General features: G+C 55.0%; 15 protein-coding genes. 3 read left to right on the top strand and 12 right to left on the bottom strand.

What is annotated here, in order from left to right; genetic code table 11:
• The first annotated feature begins 136 nt into the window (after window positions 1-136).
• A complete protein-coding gene (gene pyk, locus NBZ79_RS07640) occupies window positions 137-1558 on the top strand; it encodes a pyruvate kinase (protein WP_251937061.1) in 1422 nt (473 codons plus the stop codon).
• A 22-nt stretch (window positions 1559-1580) separates the two neighbouring features.
• On the opposite strand, the gene NBZ79_RS07635 is transcribed toward pyk, so the two are convergent.
• From NBZ79_RS07635 to NBZ79_RS07600, 8 genes are all read right to left on the bottom strand, one after another.
• The gene (locus NBZ79_RS07635; protein WP_251937057.1) at window positions 1581-2156 is read right to left on the bottom strand and encodes a tetratricopeptide repeat protein; all 576 of its coding nucleotides are present in this window, start codon (window positions 2154-2156) and stop codon (window positions 1581-1583) included.
• A gap of 51 nt (window positions 2157-2207) precedes the next feature.
• Complete coding sequence (glcF, locus tag NBZ79_RS07630) at window positions 2208-3494, bottom strand: glycolate oxidase subunit GlcF (RefSeq protein ID WP_251937054.1); 1287 nt, start codon at window positions 3492-3494, stop codon at window positions 2208-2210.
• Between the two features lies 1 nt (window position 3495).
• Complete coding sequence (locus tag NBZ79_RS07625; protein WP_251937051.1) at window positions 3496-4734, bottom strand: FAD-binding protein; 1239 nt, start codon at window positions 4732-4734, stop codon at window positions 3496-3498.
• A 5-nt stretch (window positions 4735-4739) separates the two neighbouring features.
• The gene (locus NBZ79_RS07620) at window positions 4740-6230 is read right to left on the bottom strand and encodes an FAD-linked oxidase C-terminal domain-containing protein (RefSeq protein WP_251937048.1); all 1491 of its coding nucleotides are present in this window, start codon (window positions 6228-6230) and stop codon (window positions 4740-4742) included.
• A gap of 132 nt (window positions 6231-6362) precedes the next feature.
• Window positions 6363-6488 carry a type B 50S ribosomal protein L36 gene (gene ykgO / locus NBZ79_RS07615; RefSeq protein ID WP_251937045.1) on the bottom strand — a complete coding sequence of 42 codons (126 nt, stop codon included), beginning with the start codon at window positions 6486-6488 and terminating at the stop codon, window positions 6363-6365.
• A gap of 119 nt (window positions 6489-6607) precedes the next feature.
• Window positions 6608-7552 carry a class I SAM-dependent methyltransferase gene (locus NBZ79_RS07610; protein WP_251937043.1) on the bottom strand — a complete coding sequence of 315 codons (945 nt, stop codon included), beginning with the start codon at window positions 7550-7552 and terminating at the stop codon, window positions 6608-6610.
• A 185-nt stretch (window positions 7553-7737) separates the two neighbouring features.
• Window positions 7738-9318, bottom strand: a complete 1581-nt coding sequence (locus NBZ79_RS07605; RefSeq protein ID WP_251937041.1) for a class I adenylate-forming enzyme family protein — start codon at window positions 9316-9318, stop codon at window positions 7738-7740.
• Window positions 9319-9463: 145 nt separating this feature from the next.
• On the bottom strand, window positions 9464-10981 hold the full coding sequence (locus tag NBZ79_RS07600) for a bifunctional metallophosphatase/5'-nucleotidase (RefSeq protein ID WP_251937038.1): 1518 nt from the start codon (window positions 10979-10981) through the stop codon (window positions 9464-9466).
• Between the two features lie 167 nt (window positions 10982-11148).
• On the opposite strand from NBZ79_RS07600, the gene NBZ79_RS07595 reads away from it, so the two are divergent.
• The gene (locus NBZ79_RS07595) at window positions 11149-11565 is read left to right on the top strand and encodes an HIT domain-containing protein (RefSeq protein WP_251937035.1); all 417 of its coding nucleotides are present in this window, start codon (window positions 11149-11151) and stop codon (window positions 11563-11565) included.
• Here the strand turns inward: NBZ79_RS07595 and NBZ79_RS07590 are convergent.
• Genes NBZ79_RS07590 through NBZ79_RS07575 form a run of 4 tightly spaced genes read right to left on the bottom strand, consistent with a single transcriptional unit; the run spans window position 11550 to window position 16669 of the window.
• The gene (locus tag NBZ79_RS07590; protein WP_251937033.1) at window positions 11550-12134 is read right to left on the bottom strand and encodes a sarcosine oxidase subunit gamma; all 585 of its coding nucleotides are present in this window, start codon (window positions 12132-12134) and stop codon (window positions 11550-11552) included. The two genes, NBZ79_RS07595 and NBZ79_RS07590, sit on opposite strands and share 16 nt — an antisense overlap.
• Window positions 12127-15105 (bottom strand): sarcosine oxidase subunit alpha family protein, encoded by a 2979-nt coding sequence (locus tag NBZ79_RS07585; protein ID WP_251937030.1) that lies wholly within the window; start codon window positions 15103-15105, stop codon window positions 12127-12129. The genes NBZ79_RS07590 and NBZ79_RS07585 overlap by 8 nt, the downstream gene beginning before the upstream one ends.
• Window positions 15102-15377 carry a sarcosine oxidase subunit delta gene (locus tag NBZ79_RS07580; protein ID WP_251937028.1) on the bottom strand — a complete coding sequence of 92 codons (276 nt, stop codon included), beginning with the start codon at window positions 15375-15377 and terminating at the stop codon, window positions 15102-15104. Before NBZ79_RS07580 ends, NBZ79_RS07585 begins: the two co-directional genes overlap by 4 nt.
• Before the next feature lie 35 nt (window positions 15378-15412).
• The gene (locus NBZ79_RS07575) at window positions 15413-16669 is read right to left on the bottom strand and encodes a sarcosine oxidase subunit beta family protein (protein ID WP_251937025.1); all 1257 of its coding nucleotides are present in this window, start codon (window positions 16667-16669) and stop codon (window positions 15413-15415) included.
• Window positions 16670-16848: 179 nt separating this feature from the next.
• On the opposite strand from NBZ79_RS07575, the gene NBZ79_RS07570 reads away from it, so the two are divergent.
• Entirely contained in the window at window positions 16849-17580 is a 732-nt protein-coding gene (locus NBZ79_RS07570) for an SDR family oxidoreductase (protein WP_251937023.1), read from the top strand.
• Window positions 17581-17620 lie beyond the last annotated feature (40 nt).

Below are 17620 nucleotides of genomic sequence, written 5' to 3'. Positions count from 1 at the left end.
GTTCTTTATTAACATCCACGCGAATGCTAGGCTTTTAACACCCCGCAAAAATAATAATAATTTCACACAAATTCACTATTACGGCTAGTATAAAAGCCATATGGCTGTACGCCTATGAGCAAGAAAGTAAAGACGTATGCGACGATTAAGAAATACAAAAGTTATCGCCACCTTGGGGCCAACCAGTTCAACAGCCGAAACCATAGAAGAATTACATCTTGCGGGAGCAGATATTTTCCGGTTGAATTTCAGCCATGGGACCCATGCTGATCATCGCGTAACCTATACCCATATTCGTACACTGGAAGCAAAGCAAGGCCGCCCCATTGGCATCCTCGCCGATATGCAGGGCCCGAAAATTCGTATTGGAACCTTCGCTGAAGGACCGGTTTATCTTGAAAAAGGCGCGTCTTTCCGCTTCGATAATGATACGGCGGCGGGCGATGCCAGCCGAGTTTCCCTGCCCCATCCCGCCGTTCTCAAATCGCTCGACATCGGAAGTGAATTACTTCTCGACGATGGAAAGCTAAAAATGACCGTGACCGGCGTTTCGGACAACCATGTGGATTGTGTCGTCTCGACCGGTGGGAAACTGTCGGATCGTAAAGGCGTTAATATTCCCAATGTTGTCGTCAAAATCAGCGCCCTGACGGATAAGGACCGCCGGGATCTGGATTTTGCCCTTGAGTTGGGTGTGGATTGGGTCGCTCTGTCCTTTGTCCAGCGACCTGAAGATATTGCTGAAGTCAAAAAAATCGTCGCTGGCCGGGCGGCGGTCATGGCTAAAATCGAGAAGCCAGCGGCCGTCGAGCGCTTATTCGACATCATTGAGCTATCCGATGCGGTGATGGTTGCCCGCGGCGACCTTGGAGTGGAAATGCCGGTTCAGGAAGTCCCGTCCATCCAGAAAAAAATCATCGCCTGCGCACGCGAAGCCGGTAAGCCCGTTGTCGTCGCCACTCAAATGCTGGAAAGCATGATCAGCTCCCCCGTGCCAACCCGCGCCGAAGTGACCGATGTCGCCAACGCCATCTATGACGGTACCGATGCCGTCATGCTTTCTGCGGAAAGCGCCGCCGGGGATCATCCCATCGAAGCGGTTACCATGATGAATGATATTGCCGAAGTAACGGAAAAGGATCCGATTTACCGCAACATCATTGATGCGACCCACGGGGATCTGGAAGCGACAACAGCGGATGCCATAAGTGCCGCGGCATCGCAGGTGTCCCGGACAATCGGGGCCTCTGCCATCGTAACCTACACGACGTCCGGATCGACAGCGCTTCGGGCAGCGCGCGAACGCGGAAAAACATCCGTTCTTGCGCTCACACCGTCGCTCAAAACAGCGCGGCGGCTCGCCCTGGTATGGGGATTACATTGCGTCCATACGAAGGACGCGGAAAATTTCGCGGATATGGTGGCCAAAGCCTGCAAGATTTCTTTTGCAGAAGGATTTGCCCGACCCGGCGATCAAGTGGTTATCATGGCAGGTGTTCCCTTTGGAACGCCCGGATCCACCAATATCCTGCGTATCGCCTGGGTCGGTGAGCAATAGGGTCTAAAGTTAAAGTAACCCTTTAGATATTCTTGTCATCCCGCTCTTTTTTAAGCTGTTTCATGCGTTCTTTCACGCCCGGCATATGCGGGTTTAACGTGACCGCTTTTTGAAATGCAGAGATCGCTCCTGCATTGATATCCTGCCGGTCATAAATCTGGCCCAGCCCTGACAGGGCTCCAAAATGCCGGGGCTCCAGTTCCAATGTCCGTCCGATATCCTCGACAGAGGCATCAAACTCGCCCATTAGAAACAGAACCGTCGCCCGCTTGTTCCAGGCTTCTGAAAATTCCGGATCAATTTTAATGATCGAGGTGAATAGCGTCAGTGATTTGGCAAGGGCACCCTGGCTCATATAATTCATGCCCTGCGCCATCAGGAAATCAACCGTATCGCTGCCCGATGTCAGCCATATTGTCCAGATAGACCGCTCAATTACCTTGCCTTCATCATAATCTTCGGTTTCTGACAAGGCAGAAAACAACTCATCAAGCCGAGGGTCATCTTGCCGGGCATTCGCCGGGCTGGTCCACAAAAATATTGCGGCAATAAGTCCGAGAGTGAAGTTCGACCATTTCATATACCAAATATAAGGCATTCCTGCGCATTTGGTAAGAGAAAGAGAGACACGAAATTGTGAATTCGCTATCTATTTCAGCTGATCAGGTGTCGGTCCTCCGGTTGCCCAATCAAGCAATTGTACCGTATGCAGCACGGGAAGATCCATACCAGAGGCAATTTGCGCAATGCAGCCAATATTGCCAGCAGCAATAATTTCCGGGTTTGTTTTAGCGATATTGGCCACTTTTCGGGCTTTCAGTTTTCCCGACATTTCCGGCTGCAACAAATTATAGGTCCCTGCCGACCCGCAACAAATATGAGATTCCGGTATATCCATTACCTGAAAATCCATCGCTGCCAAAAGCTGCTTGGGCGGTTCTTTTATTTTCTGGCCATGTTGCAGTGAACAGGCGGAATGATAGGCAACCTTTAGCGGCGGAATATCCGCTGTTTTCTGTAAAGCCAGCTGCGGGAGAAATTCCGTTATATCACATGCCAGCTCGGCAACCGCCGCCGCTTGCACGGAGAGTTCCGTGTCATTTTCAAATAGATGCCCGTAATCCTTTACCGTGGTGCCACAGCCGGAGGTATTGATCAAAATAGCATCAAGCCCTTTCCCGTCGATTTCCTCGGACCAGGCGCGGATATTCTGACGCGCCAGATCAAGGGCCCCGTCTTCCTTGCCCATATGAAGCGGGAGCGCCCCGCAACAACCGGCCGCTTTTGGAATTATCACTTCAACGCCGTGGCGGGTCAGCAGGCGGATGGTTGCGTCATTGATATCCGGGGCCAGGACCTTTTGGGCGCAACCGGTCATCAGGGCAACCCGCTTCTTTCGCGGCGCTATCGGCGCATGCTGTTCAATACCATCCAGTGCTGATGGAGGTTCAAGTGTTGACGGCGCCATATCCAGCATTGCCCGGACACGGCCCCGGAACAGCCCCTTGAACGGTTTCGCCAGAACCGCCCCGATTAACGCCAGGCGAAATAGATTGGGGCGCGGCAGAATGACCCCCAAAATCCCCCGCAAAAACCGATCGAAAACCGGGCGTTCACAGGTTTCCTCGATATATTGCCGGGCATGATCCACCAGATGCATGTAATGCACCCCGGACGGACAGGTGGTCATACAGGACAGGCAGGACAGGCATCTGTCGATATGGGTGACCGTCGACGCCGGAGCCGGCTCATCACTTTCCAGCATTTGCTGGATGAGGTAAATTCGGCCCCGCGGGCTATCTCGTTCGTCACCAAGTTCCGTATAAGTGGGGCATGTGGCCGTGCAAAATCCGCAATGCACGCAATTTCGAAGAATCTCATTGGATCTGGAAATTTTTGGATCCGCCAATTGCACCAGGGAAAATTCTGTTTTCATATCAGTGGGTTCCCTGCCCGTCTTCATCCAGATACATACGGCCGGGATTGAGGATGTTTTCCGGATCAAACCCGTTTTTGATCCGGCGGTTCAACATTGCGACGGTTGAACTAACAGGTTGGAAGGGGGCGATTTGGCGGCGCAGCGTCTCGGATCCGCGGATCAGTGTCGCATGGCCCTCTGCACCGATCGCACCACGGATGACAGCCTCCCCGCCATCGTCACTTTCCGATACAAGCTGTACCCAGATCAAGCCACCAGCCCAATCGACAAAATACAGGCAATCCGTGCCCTCATCCTTTATGGCTGACATCACCCGATCGGCATTTGCCGGCGGTACCGATAACCGCCAGAGGGGGGCTTTTTCCCCGACAAAAGGCGCCGCGTTACCGGTCAGCGACCAGAACTCTGCGGAATTATGGCTGTGCAGTACCTCAATATCGCCAAAAGGCGCCATTATTTTGCGCATGGCGTCACAGCGAAACGTCGCAGAGGGTTTCGGTCCCTCAATTTTTAGGGCGATAACCGATTTTCCCGGTTTGGAAATATAGTCAAGGGGAATTCTGGCGGCGGCTTCGGCGGGCAGATAGGCCGCCGCCGCAACATCATGCACCGAAGATAGCGCATCGCGCATGCAGGCGATTGCGGCCCGTAAATCCGCATCATACACAAGCACGGTTCGCACCGTGTCAAATTTGGGCAGTACCTTGAACGTCATCTCGGTTGCAATTGCCAGCGTCCCGTAACTGCCAGCCACCAGCTTGCATAAATCATATCCCGTGACATTCTTCATCACGCGGCTACCGGTCTGAAAGGTCTGCCCCCGCCCGGTAAACCCACTGACACCGAGTAAATGATCCCGGGCCGCCCCGGATTTCACCCGGCTGGATCCTGACAGGTTTGTGGAAAAAATACCGCCAAGGGTCCCCATATCCGCCGCCGTACCCAACAAGGGTCCGTAATCCGGCGGCTCAAACGCCAGTTTCTGGCCCTGTTGATCCAGCAGGGCCTTCACCTCACTTACCTTCATGCCGGCTTTCGCTTTCATGACCAGCTCTGCGGGTTCATAGAGCAGCACCCCCGTCAGGCCCGACATGTCCAGTATGGCATCGGCGGCAACGGGACGGCCAAGAGCGACTTTCGAACCCTGCCCCTGAACGGCAAGCCCGTGTTTGCCCGCCAGAGCCCAATCGAGCATATCCTGAATCTGAGTGTCAGATGTTATCGTGGTTGTCTGCATGTATCCTAAAACCTTGGAATATCGGGAAAGGGGAGTTCGCCGTTATGAACATGCATTTTACCAAGTTCGGCGCAGCGATGCAGTATGGGGAAAACCTTCCCCGGATTTAACCGACCATCGGGATCAAAGGCACATTTTAGCCGTTGCTGCTGTTTCAGATCCTCTTCGGAGAACATCTCCCCCATCAGGTCGCGCTTCTCGATGCCCACGCCATGCTCCCCGGTCAGGACGCCCCCGACCTCAACACACAGCTTTAATATGTCAGCCCCAAATTCTTCACAGCGTTCAAGTTCACCGGGAATATTCGCGTCGAACAGAATAAGCGGATGCAAATTGCCATCCCCCGCATGGAAAACATTGGCGACCCGCAGGCCATACTGTTCCGACAATTCCCCCATGCGTTTGAGAACCTTTGGCAGCTGGCTCCGCGGGATTGTCCCGTCCATGCACATATAGTCGGGTGAAATCCTGCCAACCGCCGGGAACGCAGCCTTTCGGCCCGCCCAGAACGCCATGCGTTCCGCTTCATTCTGGCTGGTCCGGCTGACAGTGGCGCCGCACGCGGCGGCGATCTCGTCAATTTTCTTCGAATAATGCTCGATCTCGACTTTCGGGCCGTCAAGCTCGACGATCAACAAGGCTTCCACATCAAGGGGGTAGCCCGCCTGGCAAAATTCCTCAGCCGCGTGAATGGCATAGCGATCCATCATCTCCATGCCGGCCGGGATAATGCCCGCACCGATAATCTTGCCGACGCAATCACCTGCCTGTTCGCTGGACGGGAACCCGATAAGCTGCGCGGAAACATGCTCCGGTGTGGCCAGGATTTTAACGGTTACTTCCGTGATAACCCCCAGCAATCCTTCAGAGCCCGTAATGACACCGAGGAGATCATAGCCTTCAGCATCCAGATGCTTACCCCCCAGCCGAATGACCTCCCCCGCCATGGTCACCATTTCAATGCCCAGGACATTATTCGTCGTCAGGCCATATTTCAGGCAATGCACACCACCGGAATTCTCGGCGATATTGCCGCCAATGGTGCAGGCGATCTGGCTGGACGGATCCGGCGCATAGTAAAAGCCATCCGCTTTTACCGCGTCTGTAATGGCTAGATTTGTAACGCCGGGCTGCACCACCATGCAACGGTTCTCGTAATCAATTTCGAGGATCTTGTTGAACTTTCCAAGCCCGAGCAAGACGCCATCGGCAAGCGGTAAGGCACCGCCCGATAAAGAGGTTCCCGCACCGCGGGGAACCACATTGACACCTTCGGCCGCACAGAATGTCAGAATCTCGGAAATTTCCTCAACGGTTTCCGGTAAAACCGCGATCATGGGGAGCTGGCGGTAAGCACTCAAGCCATCGCATTCGAAAGCCCTGAGGTCATCTTTGTCATCAATAACCGCTTCAGAATCGGCAACGATCCTGCGCAGCTCCGTCACCAGATAGTCCCGCTTGGCAAGAACATCCTGATTGGGTTTTGGCATCAACATGGTGGCACCTGTGATTTATCAACATTTCCTGCCAAAGACTTAGGACGTTATCCCGGGTGAAAGCAATAAAAAAACCGCTGCTACTTTCGTAGAGCGGTTTTCCAATTCGAGATTAAAACGTTCGGCGGGTAATTAGCCCTGACGCGCTTTGAAACGCGGGTTCGTTTTATTGATGACATAAACACGTCCTTTGCGGCGCACGACGCGGCAATCGCGATGGCGTTTCTTCGCGGACTTAAGCGAGTTCAAGACTTTCATTGTTCATATCCTAATAGCAAATTTAAATTCGAAGCCGGAACATACTGACCTGTTCCCACCCTGTCAATGGTGAAAACCACCAAAATCAGTATAAAAAAGATCGAAGGTGGGAATGCCGATTACTTAATCTGCATCGGCACGCGCGCGTAAACCCGAAACACTTTCAAATGACCCGCATCCATCAGTTTGACGCGGCCCATCCAAAGCTCGCCCTCTTTCAAGATCCAGTCATGCAGATGCCCGCTTTTTTCACCATCTGCGGTTCGCTTGGCATAGTCCGCAAACGCCCGCTGGACATTCAAGCGATACTCGTCGGTAATATTTTCGGCGATACTGACTTCAAATCCGGCTTCCGTCATCAATTTACGGGTTTCCTGGACGTCCAGCAGATATGGTTTCAACGGCTCATTCTGTTTCCAGTTATCCAGCTCAGGGGCGTCCCCGCCCATCCCATCGAGCATAAAATCGGACATCATGAACTGGCCTTCCGGCCGCAGCATTCTGTGAATGGCCTTAAAACATTTCTGCTTGTCTTTTACATGGAACAGGGCTTCCGACGCATAAACAACATTTGCCGACCGTTCCTTGGGCTTGAAATCATCAAAGTCACAATGAACAGAGTTTATGTTGCGTTGCAGGCCGGCCATTTTCGTCATTTCGTTGGCGGCATCGATAAGCGTTTGATCCTCATCATAATTGGTGACATATGTCTCGTAGGTTTCGGCGACCCAACGGGCAAATCCAGCCAGATTTCCGCCAAGCTCGCTCACGCTCATGGTCTTGTTGAGACCCATGGGCTGCGTCATTCTGGTTTTCATCTCATCGGGAATACAGCGCGTCATCCCTTCACCGAAAAGCGTGACAACGGATTTTTGACGACTGACACTCCACCCCTTAACTGTTGGCGGACCGTCTTCTTCCAATTGCTGACGCTCTTGTTCTTCAAGAACAAGCTGGGGTTTTACCTTTTCCAGGTCATACCCATCCCACCAGGCCTTGAAGCGGCTTTTTAAGGTAGGTTTGTCGGCAACGCCCGCCTCCGAACCCTCATCTCCCCTGCTCATACGAAATACCTTGAACTCAAACTTATTTGCCCGCCCGGAAGCGGAAATACCAACTCATTAAATTTAGGCTCTTATTTTGGCAGTAAACTCTTAAACTTTGGTAAAGCAGTCCTCTAATTGTACTAGGAAAATACAATACGCCATAAGCTAGTAAATTTTCGCGCTGCAGCAGGCCCGCAAGGCTGCTAAGTCGCGTCCCAATAGGGAACCCGGAGTTCACGTTTCATGACCTTGCCGATGGTACTCCGCGGAAGCGTATCGCGAAACTCAACGGCGGCGACCCGCTGGGTTTTGCCCAGCCGCTCATTCGCCCATTTGCGGATATCCTCTTCTGAAACCTGTGATCCCGCTGATTTAACCACCAGCGCCAGGGGGGTCTCGCCCCATTCCTCACTGGGGATGCCAATCACGGCCACATCTGCGACATTTTCATGCTTGGCCAGCGCCACCTCGATATCTGCCGCATAAATATTGAACCCGCCTGAGATAATCATGTCTTTCTTGCGGTCGAGCAGGAACAGGAAATCATCCTCATCAAACCGGCCCATATCACCACTTTTGAAGAAAACTTTCCCCTCCGGCGAGCGCCAGATCATTTCTTCCGTGAGATCCTGCCGGCCATGATATCCGGACATCATAGCATCGGAGCGGCCGACAATCTCGCCAATTTCACCTTTGGCAAGCTCAATGCCCTGTTCATTGATAATCCGTAATTCAACCCCTTCACCGGCCTGCCCGACGGACGCCAGCTTGTCCGGGAACTCGGTTGCCGACAGCGCGGTGCCAATGCCCCCTTCCGTCAAGCCGTAAACTTCAATCATCTTGCCCGGCCAGCGGGCCACGATATCCCGCTTGACCCCTTCACGAAGCGGCGCACTGGTGGATAGTTTCACCTCAAAGGAACTGAGGTCATAAGTATCAAAATCAGGTCGGGCAAGAATCCGTTGATACTGGACAGGCACCAGCATGGCATGGCTGGCTTTCTCCCGCTCGGCAATTTTCAGAAACTCGGCCGCGTCAAACTTGGGCATCACGACAATACGGCCGCCCAACGCCAATGTGGGTAACAGTGCTACCAAGGTCGTATTTGAATATAATGCCGTGGACACAAGCGTTACCGCGTCCGAATTGATCCCCATGGCTTCGAACCGCACGACATGCTGGTTCCGCATTTTCTGGCTTTGTTCAATGCCCTTGGGAACGCCGGTGGTACCGGAGGAGTAAATCAGGTTAAAGGGATCTGTTTCCACCACATCCACATATAAATCGGCTTCGGACGCGCCCTCCAGCAACGTTTCATAGGGCGTCCAGCCATCGACTGCAAAATCGAAGGCCACATAGCCATCTTCCGGCACGGCATCGATGGTTCCCTTAAACGGATCGATCAGGCTTTTAGTGGCGTCGGACGCAAACACTATTTTCGAGCCGGAATCCCGGATCATGACCGCCAGCTGCTCCGACGAGGCCATGCCCGACAGCGGCACAATACAGAGGCCGGCTTGCAGGGCGCCCAGAAAAACTTCCAGATACTCGACACTGCTTTTCGCCAGGATCGCCACCATATCGCCGCGCCCCAGGCCGCGGGACGCCAGCATGTTGGCAACCTGGTTGGTCCGCGGTAAAAATTCCGCCCAGGTGCGTACCTCCTCGCCGCATTTGAGGACCGGCAAGTCAGGCTTGGCGGCGGCGGCCTGCCTGATACGGTCCGCATAATGGATAAATTCAAAGGTTTCGGTAGAAGAAGGCGAGACAACGCTGTCGGTCATAATCTGGGTCCTGTTTTATCATTCGGTCCCACATTTACGGGGCCGTGTGGTTGCTTTTGCCGCAGATTAACGGCAACCAGCCCGTTTGAAAAGCAAAGAAAAAGCGCAAAGGCAGGCCCCTGCCTTTGCGCTGGTGTTTCATCGGCTATTTTGCGTTGATACGGCCACCGGCCGTTGGGCTTATTTCACCGCGTTCCGCGATATAATCGATGACGGTGGTCGCCATCAGCGTTCCGCCTGCCTTGTCAATCAACTGTGTTTTACCCTTGAGCACCGCATAGCCGTCCCCGCCATTGGCAACATAGTCATTGGTTGCCAGCGTATATATCTTGGCCGGATCCAGAGGTTCCCCGTTGACCTTGATATCATAGACGCGCGAGCCCACGGGCAACGCCTTGTCATAACCAAAGGTCAGGCCGGAATAATGGCCAAAGCGACCGGCCACATCCTCCACTTTCGAGACACCGGTTTCGACGACTTTTTTGACATCATCGCCGGACAGCTCAACCTTGACCGTGACATTGCCGAAGGGCAGTTCCGTCAGGATGTCTTTGCGCGTTAAGATCGTGCCCGCGTCATAGATCTTGTCACCGCGGATACCGCCGCCATTGGTAAAGCCGATATCCGCATTGACCTCATCCTTCATGGCATCGGCAATCAGGTTGGCAAAGTTTGATTCCGTTGAGCGGACGGTGCCCCGGCGGGTATCCAGCGCCACGGTGGTTGTGCCGATTTCAACACCCAGCTCCTTGTCAAGTTCCGCTTCATACCGGGCAACGACGGCGCCGATTTTCGGATCGCGGTCCGCCCCCTTTGTCGGGATCATGCGCCAGCTCGGCTGCACCACAAGGCGTTTCTTGCCGCGCTTTTCAACCCATTCGACATCCAGGTCGACGACCCCCAGATAAATACCCTGGGACCCCGACTGCATGATTGTTGTACGGCCAACGACCATGGTTGCCGGAATATGATCATGACCGGCCAGGATAAGATGAATCCCCTTAACGCTTCTGGCCAGCCGCAGGTCTTCCTCAAAATCCATATGGGTCAGGGCCACGATGATCTCGGCCCCCTGCTCCTTCAGGGATTTGACCGACCGTTCCGCCGTCTCGAAAATATCGCCAAATTTAATTTCCTCTCCCGGAGAGGCCAGAAACTTGGTTTCCGGTGTGGTAATGCCAAAGAAACCAACCTTGAACCCGGCTATTTCCATGATCAGGTAGCCTTCGGCGCCCACGGCAATTTTACCGGTCGCATCAAACACATTGGTGCCAAGCCAGGGAAAATTAGATTCGGACACCCGCGCCGCGATCACGTCGGGACCGAAGTCAAATTCATGATTGCCCAGCACGGCAACATCCGTATTTACCGCGTTCATCAATTCGATCATTTGCGTGCCCTTGGTCAGGCCGGACAAGATGGAGGGGGAAATCAAATCCCCGCCAAAGGTTGTTATGGAATTGGGAGAGCGTTTCCGTTCCGCCATTAACAGGGCCGACAGCTCAGCAAAACCGCCATTTCCCTTAACACCGGAAATCTGATCCATATCGTTGGTATGCAAAAAGGTCAGTCGCGTCGGCTCGGCCGTTGCCAATGCCGTCATCAACATCATCGCCGCCGCAAGGGCTGCCATAAATTTCAGAGAAATCGCCTGTAACTTCATGTCGAAGCTCCTCATCCTGTTAGAAATAGGGGTTTGTTCTTGTTGCATATCAGACTACGCTGTTCTGCTCCTGATGGCAAAAACTAGCTGTTCTTTACAGGGATTATTTGCTCTATTATTTGTGCGATCCACCCGTCCTGTTCGCAAATCCTACTATCGAGGTCCCCATGTTTGATCTTCATCCCCAGCTCGCAAGGGACACCGTTCCGGTTCTTGATTTGCCCGTTTGTCGCGTCCTGCTGATGAAGGATAGTCGCTACCCCTGGGTTATCCTTGTTCCTCAACAAGCAGATCTTACGGAACTACATGACCTTGATACGAGAAGTTACACGGCCGTCATGGCCGAAATACGCCAGGCTTCGCAGCTGATGGCGGCGCTGTTCTCCGCCCATAAAATCAACATCGGGGCCCTTGGCAATATGGTCCCGCAGCTGCATATCCACGTGATCGCCCGCCAACAGGGGGACGCCGCCTGGCCCGGCCCTGTCTGGGGGGTGGGAACAGCCCGTCCCTATTCGGAAACAGAGCTTGCCCGGCGCATCGAAATTATTCGATCGGGCTTCAAGGATCACAAGACCTCGTAACCGAACTGCTCCGCTGTTTCCGTGAGCCAGGTCCACATGTTCAATGCGGTTGTCCGCATGAAAATCAAGTCGAACTGATCCGCCTTGTTGCGGATCAGCAGGACGCCCAGGCCATGTATCTCGGTAAAGCCGCAGGCGCCGACGGGAAACGCTTTCTCGGACAAATCAAGGCGGATGCCCCGTTTTAACAGATTGGTCACCTTCGGGCCGTTCAATGACAGGGCGCAGCGGCTATGGCTGAGGGACACAACGCTGCCCTCTTCATCGGATACCATGGCGCGCAGGATATCGGCAGTCCCTTCATCGCCATAATAAACCAGCCGCCGCGGTGCCGCCCGCAGGAGCGAGCCTTCCCTGATCCGTGAAACCCGGCCCGCAGCGGGCAGCTCGCCAACGCCCAAAAGCTCAAACAATTTTGAACTCATCGCCGGGGAGGCCGCCTCCCAGAAGGAAAGCTCCAGATAGGAAAAGCTCTTTGTTTCTTTTATGGTGACGCCTATGTCCTCAGCCAGATTTCCAAACTTGCCGAGGATGCGTTTCTGGCTGAGCGGCGATTTTCGTTCAAGCATGCAATCGCTCCCCATTCGGATCATAGAAATGCGGCGAGCAGACTTTCACATCAATGACACTGTCACTCATGGCATCCACCGCCCGGATGATGGTGCCGTCCCGCGCCCGGCCTTCGGCCAGCAGGCCCAATCCGATTTGCCGCCCCAATGCAGGGCTGTAGGTGACGGACGTGACCTGGCCAAGACCATGACCGCGTGGTGTCATGCCATCCCCTTCGAACAGAAGATATCCGGCCTGCAACGGGATCGTCCCATCCACGGGCGCGAGGCCGACCAGCTGCTGCCGGTCTTTGCGGATCAGTCCTTCGCGATCCTTCAAAACGCTGCCCACATAAGCTTTTTTACTGCTGAGCAATCCCGCCATTCCCAGATCCGTTGCCGTGGTCCGGCCATCAAGTTCCGGTCCCGCCACATGCCCTTTTTCGATCCGCAGCGCCCCCAAGGCTTCGGAGCCGTATAAAATCATCCCCTCACCCTGTCCGCCCGCCAGCAACTGGTTCCACAACAGCTCGGCATAGCCCGCTCGGGTATAGACCTCATAGGCCAGCTCGCCCGAAAAACTCAACCGGCATATGCGGATCGGTAACCCTTCATGCTCGAAATCAAGAACGCCCATAAAGGGCACGGCTTCGGTGCTGAAATCCGTACCCGGAAAACTTGACGTCAGGATTTTCCGGCTGTTGGGCCCGGCCAGTGCCACCCCGGCCCATTCGTCGGTAACCGAGGTCAAATTGACCTTCAACTCCGGCCAGTCAATCTGCAGCAAATATTCCAGATGGCGCATGACCCGGGCGGCGCCCGTTGTCGTTGTTGTCATAAAATACCGGTTCTCCGCCAGCCGCCAGGTGGTTCCGTCATCCATGACCATGCCATCATCGCGCAGCATCAACCCGTACCGTGCCTTGCCCACCGCCAGCATTTTCCAGCCATTGGTATAGACCCGGTTCAGAAATTCCGCCGCATCCGGCCCCTGTACATCGATTTTCCCCAGAGAGGACACATCCACCATGCCGGCCGTTTGACGGACGTCCGCCGTTTCGCGGATATAGGCTGCGGTGACATCCTCTCCGGCTTTCGGGTAATACCAGGCGCGGATCCAGTCGCCGGCTTCAACGAATTTTGCCCCGGCCCGCTCATGGCAGGCATGGAACGGACTGTACCGGGTCGCACTCAGCTCGGCGCCAATGGACCGTCCGGCGACCACGCCAATACTGATCGGTGTATAAGGCGGCCGGAAGGTTGTGGTTCCGATAAGTGACCGTTCTTTCTCTTGGGTCTCAGATAAAATCTCCAGAGTATTGATATTACCGGTTTTTCCCTGATCGCCTGCCATGCCCTGCGTGGTATATCTTTTCACATGTTCCGGGGATTTGAACCCTTCCAGCTGGGCCTGTTCAATATCGTCACGGGTCACATCATGCTGTAAATCGACGAAGCATTTTCCCGCTTTTCGCACCGGAATAGCCGTGACGGAATGGCGATCCTCCTCAATCTTACCCTTGAACAGCAACGGCATGGTTTTGCGGCTTCCCGTCAGGTATTTGGCAATTTTCACCGCATGCAACGCCGCCGCCTCCGCGTCGAAATATCCGGCCATTGCCCCGGCGCAGCCGTGATCACTGGTTGCACAAACTCCGGGCATATAGGTATCCAGTGCGGCGTCATAAACCGGTTTAATGCCGATCTGGCTTTGTAAATGGACCACCGGCGCCCAGCCCGCCGATTGCAACAGGCTGTCACAATCGATGGAGATTTCCTTGGCTTCTGATCCTTCCGACAGGCGGACAAACTTGACGCTGCTGACATGCTGATGGCCCCGCGCCTCAATTACTTCACAGCCGGGGAAGAACGGAATACCGTTGGTGCGGGTAAACTCATGCAACCGGCCATCAACCGTAGTCCGGCTATCAATGATTGCCGCCGGTTTGATCCCTTGCTGCATAAGGGAGACGGCCACATCATAGGCCCGATCCTGATTGGTATAGAGGACAACACGCTTCCCCACAGCAACGGCGTACCGGTTAAGATATTGTTCCGCGGCACTGGCCAGCATCACCCCCGGCAAATCGTTATTGCCGAAAATAAACGGCCGCTCCAGCGCCCCGGTTGCCAGAATGACTTTCCCGGCCCTTATATGACGCAACCGCTGGCGCGGCAGATGAGGATCGGGCGCGCTGACATGATCCTGCACCCGTTCCACGCAGCCAACCAGATTGCCGTCATAATAACCAAAAGCCGTGGTCCGGCGCAGGATCTTGATATTATCCAGCCCCTCGGTTTCCGCCAGCATCCCCGCACGCCAGTCTTCCAGCGACTTACCAGCAATCTGTCCCTGCTCATAAAGAAGCGCACCGCCGAGCTCGAAATCCTGCTCGACCAGCAGCACCCGGTGCCCGGCCTGACCGGCGGTCAGGGCCGCGCTTAATCCGGCCGCCCCGCTGCCAACAACCAGAACATCCGCATGATCATGGACATGCTCATAACTTTCCGGATCACGAAGATGCGTGCCCTTGCCCATGCCGGCTGCCCGGCGAATGAATTTTTCATAAAACTCCCACGCGCCGGCGGGCCACATAAAGGTCTTGTAATAAAAACCGGCGGTCAGGAATCGCGAAAACAACCCGTTTATGGATAACGCATCAAGCCGCAATGACGGCCAGCGGTTCTGGCTCTTTGCCGTCAGCCCGTCGAACAGCTCCTGCGTTGTCGCCTGGACATTGGGTGTCAGCCGGCCCAGCTCCCCCAGTTCCACCAGGGCATTGGGCTCTTCGACGCCCGCGGAATAGATGCCGCGCGGCCGGTGATATTTAAAACTCCGGGCAACCAGATGCCGGCCATTGGCAAGCAAGGCTGAGGCCAGGGTATCGCCTTCAAAACCTGTCATTTCGCGTCCGTCGAAGCGGAATTTTACCGGCTTGCCGCGATCAACACGGCCACCGGAAATCCGGCATTTATTTGCGTTACGCGTCATTCAACCTCTCCCGTATCCGGATCGGTGAAGGTGACGTCGCTGATCTTGTTGCTCAGCACATCCCGGGTGATTTTCAGCCAGGACCGGCAGCCCTGCTGATGGAACCAGTATTCCATATGGGCGCCTTTGGGGTTTTCCCGTAAAAAGACATAGTCGTTCCAGGCTTTCATATCCGTATTGGACATATCGGGGCGTGTCCGGCTGGCATCGCCGCCATAGACAAATTCCGTCTCGTCCCGCGTGCCGCAAAAGGGGCAGTCAATCCGCAACATGACAGGATCCCCTCATCCGGGCAGGTGAATAATAATCAATGTGCATTTGGAACCGGCCCCGCGCCTCTCTCATCGATCTGATAGCCTCTGGAAAAGCGATCCAGCCTGAATTTTTCGTTGAAGCGATGGGGTTCATCGCGGGCAATGGTATGGGCAAAGCACCAGCCGGAGGCCGGCGTCGCCTTGAAGCCGCCATAGCACCAGCCGCCATTGATATACAGCCCGTCAATCGGTGACTTGCAGATGATCGGGCTGCCATCCATGCTCATATCCATGATCCCGCCCCATTGACGCAGGATTTTGAGCCGCGACAGAAACGGCGCAAAAGATACACCGGCGGCGAACACATGCTCGAACGTCGGCAAGCCGCCTTTTTGTGCGTAACTGTTATAGCCGTCAATATCGCCGCCCATGACCAGCCCGCCCTTATCGGACTGGCTGATATAGAAATGCGCCGCGCCGAAGGAGATCACCGTGTCGAAAATCGGCTTCAGGGGTTCCGAGACAAAGGCTTGCAGAACATGGCTTTCGATGGGCAGGGTCAGGCCCGCCTTGGCCGCCAGATGGGACGTATGACCCGCCACCGCCATGCCGATCTTTGGCGCACGGATGTCACCGCGCGACGTCCTGACCCCGACGATTTTTCCCTGATCGCGGATAAATTCCTCTACCTCGCAATTTTGCAGGATATCGACGCCCAGTTCATCACCGCCGCGCGCATAGCCCCAGGCGACGGCATCATGACGCGCTGTCCCCGCCCGCTTCTGATGGATCGCTCCCAGAATGGGGAAGCGGGCCTTGGCGGAATAGTCCAGTCCCGGAACCTGCGCCTTCATCTGGTCCGTATCGATTAACTCCGCTTCGATGTCATTGAACCGCAATGTATTGACACGCCGGCGCGCCGCATCCCGCTGGGCCGGGTTGTGGAAGGTGTTATATTGTCCGCGCTGGGAGAACATGACGTTATAGTTCAGGTCCTGCGACAGATCTTCCCACAGCTTCAGCGAATGCTCGTAAAATTCCGTGTTGCCCTCGATCATGTAGTTGGAGCGGACAATGGTTGTATTGCGGCCTGTATTGCCGCCGCCCAGCCAGCCTTTTTCAAGCACCGCCACATTGGTAATGCCATGTTCTTTCGCCAGATAATAGGCCGTCGCCAGACCATGCCCGCCGCCGCCGATAATGATCACGTCATAATGGTCCCTGGGCTCGGGATCGCGCCAGGCCGCCGACCAGTTCTTATGGCCGGACAGCGCCTGCTTGAATATTTCAAAGGCCGAATATCGCGCCATTCAAGTCTCCCCCATTCTGTGGCCAACCATACGACCACATATCTGCCCATAGCGACATAGGATTATGGTTCTTTTTTGTCTCAATACGCCACTGATTTCTGCAACAGCGTCATCATTGACATTATCTGCGTGCCGATCCAAACTTTTACCCTGCAGCAGGCTTTAATCAAGGAATAAAAATGACCAAACAATCCTGTCTTGTTATCGGCGCCGGCGATGCCACCGGCGGCGCCATTGCCAAACGATTTGCCCGCGAAGGGTTTGAAACCTGCCTTGTCCGCCGGGCCCGGCATCTGGACCAGCTGCAGGATCTCGCCGCGGAAATTACCGCCGAGGGCGGCTCCGCCCATGCCTTCGGCGTCGACGCCCGCGAAGAGGACGAAGTCACCAAGCTGTTTGCCAAAATCGAACAGGACATAGCCCCTCTTGGGGTTGTCGTGTTCAATATTGGCGGCAACGTCAATTTTCCCATCACCGAGATGACCAGCCGGGTCTACCGGAAAGTCTGGGAAATGAGTTGCTTCGCCGGTTTTCTGGCGGGCCGTGAAGCCGCCAGATACATGGTACCGCGCAACAGCGGCACGATTATCTTTACCGGGGCCACCGCCTCGGTGCGCGGCGGCGCCGGCTATTCCGCCTTCGCCGGGGCAAAACACGGCTTGCGCGCCCTCGCCCAAAGCCTGGCCCGGGAACTGGGGCCCAAGGGCATTCACGTGGCCCATACCATTATTGACGGTGCCATTGATACAGCCTTTATCGCCGAGCGGTTCCCCGACCGCTACGCCACAAAGGACCATGACGGCATCCTGCGCCCCGCCGAGATTGCCGAGAATTACTGGCACCTGCATTCCCAGCAGCGCAGTGCCTGGACCTTCGAGATTGACTTGCGGCCCTGGGTTGAAAATTGGTAACGGACAAACGCCCCGTCGACCGGACAGGTATTTCTGGTAA

The organism is Sneathiella marina, assembly GCF_023746535.1.
Taxonomy (GTDB): domain Bacteria; phylum Pseudomonadota; class Alphaproteobacteria; order Sneathiellales; family Sneathiellaceae; genus Sneathiella; species Sneathiella marina.
This window is presented reverse-complemented; position numbering and strand designations above follow the sequence as displayed.

Excerpts from the sequence above, each read along its gene's own strand:
- NBZ79_RS07595 (WP_251937035.1), top strand. The coding sequence starts at position 11,149 with ATGTTTGATCTTCATCCCCAGCTCGCAAGGGACACCGTTCCGGTTCTT.
- NBZ79_RS07635 (WP_251937057.1), bottom strand. The coding sequence starts at position 2,156 with ATGCCTTATATTTGGTATATGAAATGGTCGAACTTCACTCTCGGACTT.
- NBZ79_RS07570 (WP_251937023.1), top strand. The coding sequence starts at position 16,849 with ATGACCAAACAATCCTGTCTTGTTATCGGCGCCGGCGATGCCACCGGC.
- NBZ79_RS07600 (WP_251937038.1), bottom strand. The coding sequence starts at position 10,981 with ATGAAGTTACAGGCGATTTCTCTGAAATTTATGGCAGCCCTTGCGGCG.
- NBZ79_RS07610 (WP_251937043.1), bottom strand. The coding sequence starts at position 7,552 with ATGAGCAGGGGAGATGAGGGTTCGGAGGCGGGCGTTGCCGACAAACCT.
- NBZ79_RS07585 (WP_251937030.1), bottom strand. The coding sequence starts at position 15,105 with ATGACGCGTAACGCAAATAAATGCCGGATTTCCGGTGGCCGTGTTGAT.
- NBZ79_RS07625 (WP_251937051.1), bottom strand. The coding sequence starts at position 4,734 with ATGCAGACAACCACGATAACATCTGACACTCAGATTCAGGATATGCTC.
- ykgO (WP_251937045.1), bottom strand. The coding sequence starts at position 6,488 with ATGAAAGTCTTGAACTCGCTTAAGTCCGCGAAGAAACGCCATCGCGAT.
- pyk (WP_251937061.1), top strand. The coding sequence starts at position 137 with ATGCGACGATTAAGAAATACAAAAGTTATCGCCACCTTGGGGCCAACC.
- NBZ79_RS07580 (WP_251937028.1), bottom strand. The coding sequence starts at position 15,377 with ATGTTGCGGATTGACTGCCCCTTTTGCGGCACGCGGGACGAGACGGAA.
- NBZ79_RS07575 (WP_251937025.1), bottom strand. The coding sequence starts at position 16,669 with ATGGCGCGATATTCGGCCTTTGAAATATTCAAGCAGGCGCTGTCCGGC.
- NBZ79_RS07590 (WP_251937033.1), bottom strand. The coding sequence starts at position 12,134 with ATGCTTGAACGAAAATCGCCGCTCAGCCAGAAACGCATCCTCGGCAAG.
- NBZ79_RS07605 (WP_251937041.1), bottom strand. The coding sequence starts at position 9,318 with ATGACCGACAGCGTTGTCTCGCCTTCTTCTACCGAAACCTTTGAATTT.
- glcF (WP_251937054.1), bottom strand. The coding sequence starts at position 3,494 with ATGAAAACAGAATTTTCCCTGGTGCAATTGGCGGATCCAAAAATTTCC.
- NBZ79_RS07620 (WP_251937048.1), bottom strand. The coding sequence starts at position 6,230 with ATGTTGATGCCAAAACCCAATCAGGATGTTCTTGCCAAGCGGGACTAT.